This window comes from Kitasatospora sp. NPDC059973, assembly GCF_042737525.1.
In the GTDB taxonomy this organism is placed as follows: domain Bacteria; phylum Actinomycetota; class Actinomycetes; order Streptomycetales; family Streptomycetaceae; genus Kitasatospora.
In genome coordinates, this window is sequence record NZ_JBHWUI010000088.1 from 26,089 (window position 1) to 36,139 (window position 10,051).

General features: G+C 76.6%; 5 protein-coding genes. 2 read left to right on the forward strand and 3 right to left on the reverse strand.

Going from position 1 to position 10,051, the window contains the following annotated elements:
- Positions 1-90 precede the first annotated feature (90 nt).
- Both ACFWA9_RS23365 and ACFWA9_RS23370 read left to right on the forward strand, forming a co-directional pair.
- A complete protein-coding gene (locus tag ACFWA9_RS23365) occupies positions 91-1,365 on the forward strand; it encodes an acyl-CoA dehydrogenase family protein (protein ID WP_352287664.1) in 1,275 nt (424 codons plus the stop codon).
- A 429-nt stretch (positions 1,366-1,794) separates the two neighbouring features.
- The gene (locus ACFWA9_RS23370; protein WP_380389481.1) at positions 1,795-3,567 is read left to right on the forward strand and encodes a sensor histidine kinase; all 1,773 of its coding nucleotides are present in this window, start codon (positions 1,795-1,797) and stop codon (positions 3,565-3,567) included.
- A 128-nt stretch (positions 3,568-3,695) separates the two neighbouring features.
- Here ACFWA9_RS23370 and ACFWA9_RS23375 read toward each other — a convergent pair whose 3' ends face one another.
- From ACFWA9_RS23375 to ACFWA9_RS23385, 3 genes are all read right to left on the reverse strand, one after another.
- Positions 3,696-4,172, reverse strand: a complete 477-nt coding sequence (locus ACFWA9_RS23375) for a MarR family winged helix-turn-helix transcriptional regulator (RefSeq protein WP_380389483.1) — start codon at positions 4,170-4,172, stop codon at positions 3,696-3,698.
- A gap of 211 nt (positions 4,173-4,383) precedes the next feature.
- Positions 4,384-6,459: a hypothetical protein gene (locus tag ACFWA9_RS23380; RefSeq protein ID WP_380389485.1), complete on the reverse strand. Its 2,076-nt coding sequence runs from the start codon at positions 6,457-6,459 to the stop codon at positions 4,384-4,386.
- Positions 6,456-10,051 (reverse strand): DUF5682 family protein (locus ACFWA9_RS23385; protein ID WP_380389487.1); only part of this gene is annotated, 3,596 nt, incomplete at its 5' end. The genes ACFWA9_RS23385 and ACFWA9_RS23380, both read right to left, overlap by 4 nt.

Here is a 10,051-nt window from a genome sequence, read left to right on the forward strand (position 1 = left end):
CTCATCACCCCCACCCTTGGGCGGCCGGAGCGGTTCGGCTGCACGGACGGAGGCACCACCACCCCGGAATCGAGAGGACCCAGCATGGCGATGGACTACTTCACCGACGAACGGCACGAGAGCCTCCGCGCGGAGGTACGTGAGTTCGCGGAGAAGGAGGTGCGCCCGCAGGTGGCCAGAATGGAGGCCGACCGGACGGTCGAGGTCGAACTCTCCCGCGAGATCGCCCAGCGCGGCTGGATCGGCGCGACCATTCCGCGGACCTTCGGCGGGCTCGGTCTCGGCCACCTCGCCAAGACGGTCATCGTCGAGGAGCTGGCCCGGGTCAGCGGCGCGATGGGCGCGATGGCGCAGGCCTCGCAGCTCGGCGTCGCCAAGGTGATCCACTTCGGCTCCGACACCCAGCGCCGCTACTGGCTGCCGCGGTTCGCCTCCGGCGAGGTGCTGCCGACGATCGCCGTCACCGAACCCGATTCGGGCGGCCACGTGCTCGGCATGACCGGCACCGCGCGGCGCGAGGGGGACGAGTACGTCCTCAACGGCCGCAAGTGGTTCGTCGGCAACTCCCACATCGGCGACGTGCACGGCGTGGTGCTCCGCACCGGCGAGGGCAGCCGGGGCCTGTCCGCCTTCCTGGTGGAGAGCGACCGCCCGGGCTTTCGCACCGGCAGCCCCGGCTCGCAGAGCGGCCTGCACGGCTTCAGCTTCGGCGAGATCGTCTTCGAGGACTGCCGCGTCCCCGCCGCCAACCGGCTGGGCGAGGAGAGCCAGGGCCTGGACATCGCCTACTCCTCCTCGACCCTGTACGGACGGCTGAACCTGGCCGCCGTCGCACTCGGCATCCACCGGGCGATCGTGGAGGACACCGTGCGGTTCGCCGAGGGGCGGGTGCTCTACGGGAAGCCGCTCTCCCAGCTGCCGAACATAGCGCTCAAGCTGGGCGAGATGCAGTCCCGCCTGATGACCGCCAAGCTGGCCGCCTACCACGCCTCGCACCAGCTGGACCACGGCCGGCCCTGCGACGCCGAGTTGATGAACGCCAAGCTGATCAACACCGAGTACGTGCTGGACTCGGCGCGGAACGCGATGGAGATCCACGCCGCCCGGGGCCTGCAGGCCGAGTTCCACATCGAGCGCTACCTGCGGGACGCCACCCACATCTACCCGCCCGCCGGCACCTCCGACGTCCAGCGGCTGCGGCTCGGCCAGGTGGCCTCGGGCACGTACGGCAAGCAGTGGTCGGCGGAGCTGTCCGACCTCACGAGCTGGGCCTGGACCGAACTGGCCCAGCGGGAGGCCCGACTGGAGGCCGAGGCCGCCCGCCCGGCCGGCGCCGCCCTGCTGCACATGCCGCTCGCCGGCTGAAGCCCCCACCCCCCACACGGAGGCATCCGAGCCACCCGGAACCGGCCCACGCCCGGCTTCCGGCCCCACCTCGGACTTCCCGTACTTGACCTGTTCCTGACGGCTTTCCGGAGACCTCCCCTCAGGCTCCCGGGAAGTCGTCGACGACCAGGACCACCGTGCTGACCTGCGGAGATCCGCCGAAAAGCGGCCGATCGACCGATGTAAAGACGCGTCACCATCCGCTTACATATCGTCAGTTGATGTTGCGACAGGGCCTCCCGGGGCTGATAGCGTGCCCGAAGTCGGCGGCCGTGCTGCACCCGCTCGGACGGTGGTACCACGCCACCTCGTCCGACCCCCTCCGGGCCCGCCGGCCGTGGCGGCTCCGAGACCCCGGCCGGACCGCACACGGGCAGACCCGCCGTTGGCCCTGCACCAAGGAATCAGATGCCAGGCATATCGGCCCCGCGCACGGGCCACCGCGCCGGCCGGTCCGGCTCGCTCCGCCGCTCTCTCCTCGCCCTCGTGCTGGTCCCCTGCCTCGGCCTCGCCGCCACCTGGGGCTACGCCCTCTCCCTGCTGCGCGGCACCGGCCACCGGACCGCCCTGGCGGTCGTCAGCGCGGCCGTCGCCGTCGTACTGCTCTGGAGCCTGACCCGCGGCATCCGGCTGGCCCGGTCGGTGTCCGCCCGGCTGCGCGACCTGCGGGCCGACACCCTCTCGATCGCCCGGCACGAGATCCCCCAGGTGGTCGGCCGGCTCCGGGCCGGCGAATCCGTCCCGCCACCGCCCGCCTGGATCCCCGCCCGGCGCCTCGGCGACGAACTCCACCAGACCGCCGAGGGGCTCTCCGCCGTCCGCACCGCCGCGCTCACCGCCATCGTGCACCAGGCCCAGGGGCGGGAGGGCACCAAGAAGGTCTTCCTCAACATCGCCCGCCGCACCCAGATCCTGCTCCACCGCCAGATCAGCATGCTGGACGCGCTGGAGCGCGAGCACGAGGACCCCGGGCTGCTGCGCGAGCTGTTCGCGGTCGACCACCTCGCCACCCGGATGCGGCGCAACGCCGAGAACCTGGTCATCCTCGGCGGCGCGCTGCCCGCCCGGCGCTGGCGCAACGCCGTCCCGGTCGTCAACGTGCTGCGCAGCGCCGTCTCGGAGACGGAGAACTACTCCCGGGTGGTCGTGCAGGGCATCCCGCGCGTCGCGCTCGGCGGCCAGGCCGTCGCCGACGTCATCCATCTGATCGCCGAGCTGATCGAGAACGGCACCACCTTCTCCCCGCCCTACACCAAGGTGCAGGTCTCCGCGCAGGAAGTCCCCCGGGGGCTGGCCGTCGAGGTCGAGGACCGCGGCCTCGGGATGTGCCGGGACGAGTACGAGCAGCTCAACGCCTACCTGGCCGACCCGCCCGAGCTGGACGTCTCCGCGCTCGGGGACGACCTGCGGCTCGGCCTCTTCGTGGTGGCCCGGCTGGCCTCCCGGCACCACATCCAGGTCACCCTGCGCTCCTCCCCCTTCGGGGGGACGCGGGCCGTGGTGCTGCTGCCGTCGGCGCTGCTGGAGCGGATGGAGCAGACCCCGTCCGTGGCCGGCCTGCCGCCCGGCGCCCGGGTGACCCGGCCGCCGGTGGTGGCGGAGGCCGACCGGAGCGGGGACGGCGTGAACGGGGACGGCGGGTCGGGCGAGGAGCCGGAGGCCCCGGAGGAGCTGACCGCGGGCGCGCCCCCGGCTCCCCCGGCGGCCGGCTCGCCGATCCCCGGGCTGCCCGACGCGGTGGTCGTCCCCCGGGCCTCGTCGTGGCAGCCGTCGGCGCCGCAGGCCTCACCGTCGCGGGCTTCGTCGCCCTGGCAGGACGACAACCCGTTCGGCGCGGCCTCGGGCGGGGGTGCGGCCGCCGGTGTTCCGGAGGGCGCTCCTCCGGAGGGTGTCCGCCCGAACGACGCGCCTTCGGACGGCGCCCCTTCCGACCGCGCGCCTTCGGACGCTGGCGCGGTAGCCGGGGAGGCGTCCGCCGGACCGCGGTACGCGAACCCTCAGGAGGCCCTGTGGGACGGCGTGGTGGAGAGCCACCCGGCCGACCCCGCCACGCGTACGCACGAGGGCGTCCAGGAGGTCCCGTCGGACCACGGACTCGAAGGGCACCCCCGCGTCCCGCCCGTCCTCCCCCGGCGGGTCCGCAAGACCGGCCCCGCCCAACAGAGGCCGGACGAGGTGTGACCCGGCGCCCCGGCCACCGCTCCGGCGGCGGCCGGGTCGGGTTCTCGGCCGCGCGCCGGTGCCGGTATCGGTGTCGGTACCGGTACCGGTACCGGTTTCGGCGCCGACGTCGGCCGTACCGGTCGCGGTCAGACGGCGGCCGGGACGGCGGCCGCCGCCGGGGTGAGCTTGAGCTCCTCCAGGGCCCGCACCAACGGGGCCAGCTCCGGCGCGTCGGTGGCCTTGGCGAGCGTCGCCTCCAGGGTGGCGTCGTGCACCGGCCTGGCGGCTTCGAGCAGCTGGCGGCCCTGTGGGGTCAGCTCGGTGTAGATGCCGCGCCGATCGTCCACGCAGAGGAAGCGGCTGAGCAGGCCGCGGTCCTCCAGTCGGGTCACCAGGCGGGTGGTCGCGCTGCTGCTCAGGGCCGCGGCCCGGGCCAGCTGCTGCATCCGCATGTGCCAGCCGTCCTGCCGCGAGAGCGCGTCCAGCACCGTGTACTCGACCACCGACAGCTGGTGCTCGCTCTGGAGCGCCTTCTCCAGCGCGGCGTCGATGAGGCCGTGCAGAGCGGCGAGCGTACGCCAGCCGCAGGCGCGGATCTCGGCAGCATCGTCGTGGATACCCATGGCTCGCCCTTCGCTTTCCCTGTTCCGGCCCGGACCCCGGCCCGAGCTCGTGCACGAACCCGGGCTCGAACCCGGACCGGACCCGTGGCCCGGTCGGCCCACCGGCCGGTCACTTGTCCGGCCCCGGTCGACGGTAGTACGACCGGTCGAACGTCTTCCCGCCCCCCAGTATGCCATTCGACGCGCTTTACCTGCCTGTGCAAATACTTTCTTATGACCCGGCCTTGACCGGATCCTGCCCTTGCCAGCCGCCCGCGCAGAGCGCCGAGGCCAACTCCTCGCCGTAGCAGGCCGCCGCCAGCCAGGCGGAGGTGAACGCGGCATGGTCGTCCGCCACCACCCTGCCGAACACGTCGCGGGGCTGGTCCACCGCCGCCGCGTGCAGCGCGTCGAGCAGGGCCGCCCCCGTGGCCAGACCGGCCGCGCGCAGCTCCGACCGGCCGGTGTCCGCCGCCCCGGCGCCGAGCGCGAGCCCCTGCCGCCCGCCGGTCACCGCCTGCTCCACCCGGCGCGCCAGCAGATGGGCCGGAGCCGTGGGCCCGACCGGTCCGGCCGCACTGCTCGGGACCTCGACGGGGGCGGAGGTGCTGGACTCGGCGCCGAGGGTGAGATCGGCGGTCTGCAACCGCTCCAGGCCCAGATTGACCCGCGCCGCCCGATCGGCGGGAAGCGCGAGGGCCGGCTCCCCCGGCTCGGGTCCGGCCGGTGGCGTACCCACCGCGAGCAGCCGCAGCTCCGGGTGCTCGGCCCGCTCCAGCCGGCCGATCACCCGCAGCCGCAGGCCCGGCGCGGTGGCGAGCAATGCCAGGTTGCCCCGGAACGCCAGCCCGGGGTGGTCGTGCGCCGCGCGCAGCGCGACCACCGGCCCGCCGCAGTCGGCCAGCAGCTCGGGCACGCCGCCCGACCCGTGCGGGGCGGCGCCGAGCAGCGTGACGTCCAGGAACAGCAGGTCGCTCCCGGCCGGCCGGCCCTCGTACGGCAGCGCCGCCGCTGCCAGGGCCCGCTCCACCTGGACGGGCGGGGGCTCCGTCCAGAGCCCGGCGACCGGGTCCGCCGTCCACGCCACTCCCCCGGCCCGCACCGCTCGGACCGAACTGCCCGCGCCGAGCCGACCGTTGGCGGACCGCGTCGCCCCCTGGACGGCCAGCCCCGCCCGGCTGAACTCGCGGTGGCTGAGCAGGGCGTCACCCAACCGGACCGCCCGGTTCCCCGCGCCGACCGCCTGCGGGGCGGCCGTCGTCGGGTCGGCGTGCGGCATCACCTCGGCGACGGTACTCAGCACGCCGGTGGCATCCACCGCCCAGGTGAGTACGCCCGCGTGGGTGGCGGTCAGGACCGGTTCGGTGAACAGCCCGTACAGCCGCAGCCCGCCCGCCTCCCGGTAGGCCTGACGGGCGGTGCCGCGCAGGGCGGCGAGATCGCCGTGCCCCGTACCCGGGGCCGCGGTTCGCGCAGGGGTCAGGGCCGTGGCCACGGTCGGGGACAAGGTCGGGGACAAGGTCGTGGTTAGGGTCGTGGTCAGGGTCGTGGTCAGGTCGAGCAGCTCGCGCAGGCTGGCGACCAGGAGCGCGAGCCGGTGGTCCGGCTCGCCCGAGCGGGCGGCCCGGAGCCGGCTCACCACCGCGACCGCTGCCGCGGCCGGCCGGTGGAACCCGTTCAGCCGCGCCCGGTGGGCCGCCCGCAGCAGCTCCGCCTGGAGCACGGCGCCGGCTCCGCCCACACCGGCCGCCAGCACGGCCGCGGCGGCGCGGTGCAGGTGGTGGACGGCGGCCTGCTCGGCCGCCGTGAGCGAACCGCCGGAGGCGTTGTCGGGAGCGGCATCGGAAGCGGTGCGGGGGCCGCCGGGCGTGCCGCCGACCGGGTCCGGTTCGGTGCCCGACCCCGCGCCCGACTCCGAGGCCGGTTCCGGTTCGGTGTCCGGGCCCTGTTCGGTGTCCGGGCCCGGTTCGGTGTCCGGGCCATGTTCGGTATCTGCGTCGGCGATCCGGCAGACCGTGACCGCCGCCGCCCGGTGCACGCAGGCCGGCGCCAGCAGGCAGCCGCAGCGCACATCGGCCTGCCCCCGGACCACCCCGCCCGGCGCATGCAGGACGAGGGAGGTCTCCTCGTCCACCTCGATCCGCCACTCGTCGCCGTCCCGGCGCACCGGGCGCTCCGCCAGCTTGGCGGCCGCGCCGTCCAGCCGCTTCTGCAGGCGGGCCGACAGCCCCGCCACCACTTCGGCGACCACCTCCGGCCGGACGGCCGGCCAGGCCCCGCCGGACGGCACACTCTGCTGCTCTGTCATCGGACCTTCTCCCCCACCCAGCGGGCCAGTTCGAGCGGGCTCAGCGCCGCCACCGGCATTCCGGCCGCGACCAGCTGGCTCGCGACCGCCTTCGAGTAACGTGCCGTCCCGGTGTCGTCGAGCGCGGCGCAGCCGAGCACGTGACAGCCGGAGTCGACCAGCGCGCGGGTCTGCGTCAGCAGCCCCCCGATCGGTCCGCCCTCCTCGAAGTCGCTGATCACCGCGACCAGCGTCCGGGACGGCACGGTCACCAGCTCGCGTGCGTACTTCAGCCCGGTGGCGATGTGGGTGCCGCCGCCGATCCGGACCTCCAGGAGCAGGCCGAGCGGGTCCTCCACCCGCTCGGTCAGGTCGACGACCTCGGTGGAGAAGGCGACGAAGTGGGTGCTCAGCGAGGGCACCCCGGCCAGGATCGAGGCGGTCAGCGCCGCCCAGACCGTGGACGCCTCCATCGACCCGGACACGTCCACCACCAGGATCAGCCGCCAGTCGGCCGCCAGTCGGGCCCTGGTCCGGAAGACCGGCCGTTCCGGGACGATCACCGTGCCCGCGTCCGGATCCCCCGGCCGGGCCGGGCGTGCGGTGGCGAGGTTCGCCCGGATCGTCCGGTGGAGGTCGAGCCCGCCGCCGGGCCGCCGGCTCGGCCGCGGCACGCTGATCCCGGTGAGCGCCGGTCGGAGCCTGGTCGCCAGCTCCCGGGTGAGCTCGGACACCAGGCGCCGCACCAGCGGACGCAGCCCGGCGATCCGCGCCTCCGGCAGGCCACCGGCGTGCTCCAGCACGGTCCGGAGCAGGTCGACGGAGGGGCGGACGGCACCCGGGTCGATCGCGTCCAGCGCGTCGGCCCGGCCCTGCCCGACAGCGGCGGCGAGCACCTCTTCGCGGATGCCCGGCCCGAACAGTGCGGTCAGCTCCTCGGACCACTCCCGCACGCCCGGGTACGGGGCCTCACGGCCGCCCCGGTTGCCGCCCGCCCCGCCCCGACCGTCCAGCCCGGGCCCGGACCCCTCCCCGTGCCCGGTGCCGTACAGCTCGTCGAGCGCGGTCGCGAGCCTGGCCGCACGCCCCCCGAGGCCTCCGCCCCCCGGCCGCCCGAGCAGCAGCCGCCACCGCTCGGCCGGCGCGAGCCCCTGCCCGGCGGACGCGGGAGCGGACGCGGGAGCGGACGCGGGGACCTGCCCGGCGGACGCGGGAGCAGACGCGGGGACCCGCGCAGCGGGCCGCGCAGCGGGCCCGGCCTCCGGCCCCGGGCCGTGGCAGGGCTGGACGGCCTGCCCGCGGGCGGGGTGTCCGTCGTCGGCGGCCACGGCGAGGTGAGCCGTCCGGCCGGGATGATCGGCTGCCGCGAGCCGCCCGGGTGTCGGCTCGGCCGCCGGGCCACCGGCCGTCGCGGGAACATCGCCGGCCGGCCCGCCGACGAGCTGGTCCGCCGGCCGGTCGGAGCGCCCGGGTGCGGCGAGCGGTCCGGCAGTCGGCTCGGCCATCGGGGCGGTGGGTCGCTCCGGGAGCAGCCCGCGTCGTTCCAGGGCGGCCCGGGCGGCGAGGTCCGCGCGGGCCCAGGCGGCGAGCAGCGCCGGCGGAACGGCGTCCGGCAGGGCCTGCAGACGGCTGCCCAGCCGCTCCTCGACCAGTGTCAGCAACCGGTCGCGGGCGGCCGGGGCGAGGGTGTCGAAGCCGCCGCGCAGTGCGGGCAGCCGGTCCAGGAACGCCGTGTCGGACAGGGCGGTGACCCGCTCCAGCACCGGTTCGAGCGCCTCGGGCGCGGTGGAGAAGAGCCCCTCCGCCGCCGTCAGCAGACCGACCAGCGATCGGCCGAGGGCATGACGAGTCCCGGTGTCGGTGGCTCCGTCGACCCAGGAGGCCGCGCGGCCGCCGAACGCGCTCGGGCCGTCCTGCCCGAGCAGGACCCGCACGGCCCCGGCCGCTCCCCGGACCAACGGGCTCCCGCCGTCGGCGAGTTCGGTCAGCGTGTGGGCGAGCCGCACGCCGCCGGACAGGTCGGCCCGGCGGGCCAGCTCCACCAGGGCCCGGGCATCGGCGGGGTCGTCGGACCCGCCCAGCCCCTCCAGTTGGCGCACCGCCGCGTCGGTCAGCCGCTCCGCGGCCGAAGCGAGCGCGACGGCCCGGCCGCCGGGCTCGATCGGCCCGGCCCGCTCCCCGGGCGGCGCGGCCGGCTCCGTCCGGTCCGCGGTCCCCGGTGCGGAGGAGTCCCGCCGCGCCTCGGGGGCGAGGCCGGGGATGTGACCGGCGGCGAGGCGGTCCAGCAGGGCCAGTGCGTCCAGGAGTTCGGGGAGCGTCCCGCTCTGCGGGAGGACGGCGGTGAGCTGGGCGAGGCGGGTGTCGGCGAGCGCCGGCAGTCCGCAGGCGGCGGCGTCGGCGAGGCCCTGGACCACCTCGCGGGCGGTCGGGCCGTCGGCCTGCTGCTCGCGGCGCAGCCGCTCCCGCAGCGCCCCCTCGGCCGCCTGGGCCGGGGTGACGCCACGGGTGCCGGCGACCGTCAGCATCGCGGCGACGGTCGGGCTCCACTGCACGCGCCAGCGGGCGCCGAGGGTCTCGGTGCCGCCCGCGCCCACCCCGGCCACCGGTTCGCCGTAGGGGACGCCGCAGGCGGTGAGGCGGTGCAGGAGCAGGTCGCGGCGGCGGTCGAGGGCCGAGCGCAGCGGGTCCAGCCGGAGTTCCCGCGGGGCGGTCTCGGCGGAGTCGCCCGGCCCGGGGAGGCCGAGTTCGGTGAGCGCCGCTTCGACGGCGGGTGCCAGGCCGCTGCGCGGGGCGCCGGGCGCGGCCCGGCCGGTCCGGGTGCCGACCAGGACGCGCTCCAGCGCGCGGGCGACGGCCCGGCCGCGGCCGAGCGGCTCCCCCTGGGCGAGGACGGTCTGCACGGCTTCGACCAGTTCGCCCCGGCCGGGGGCGGCCAGCCCGCGCAGCCGGGCGAGGTCCCCGGCGAGCCGGACGATCTCGCGGGCGTCGGCCGGCCCCGACGGGTGGTCCTGGGTCCGCAGGGCCTGGCAGATGCGCACCGCGGTGCCGGTCAGGGCGTCGGCGAGCCGCTCCGGATCGCCGCCCGCGTCGAGCACCGTGTGCTGCCACTCGGGGTCTCGGATGCCTGCCGGATACCCGGACCGGGCGTCGAGCAGGGGGTAGGTGTAGGGGATCAGCGAGACGACGTGGTCGCCGTTCTCCGCGTGGCCGCCGTTCTCCGCGTGGCCGTCGTCCCCGCCGCCGTCGGGGTCGGGCCCGGCGGCCGCCGCGTCGTCGAGCAGCGCGGGGGCGTGGAACGCCCCGATGACGGCGGCGACCCGGCGCCCGTCGGCCCCGGCGGCCTGGATCCGCGCGCGCATCCAGGCCTCGCGTCGCAGGTCGTACGGGTCGACCCCGGCGCCGTCCGCCGCGTCTCGGCGCATCGCCCAGCCGACCAGCAGCGCGGCGCGGCGGACGGCCTCCGGGGTGGACCCGGGGGCGGCGGTCTCGACCAGGCGGTCCCAGAGGTCATCGTCGTCGTCCCGCCCGGTGAGCCGGTGCCGCAGCGCGGCGGCGACGCCGGGGCGGCCGTCGTGCGCGGTGCCCCCGCTCGCCCGGCGGGCCTCGGCCCGCC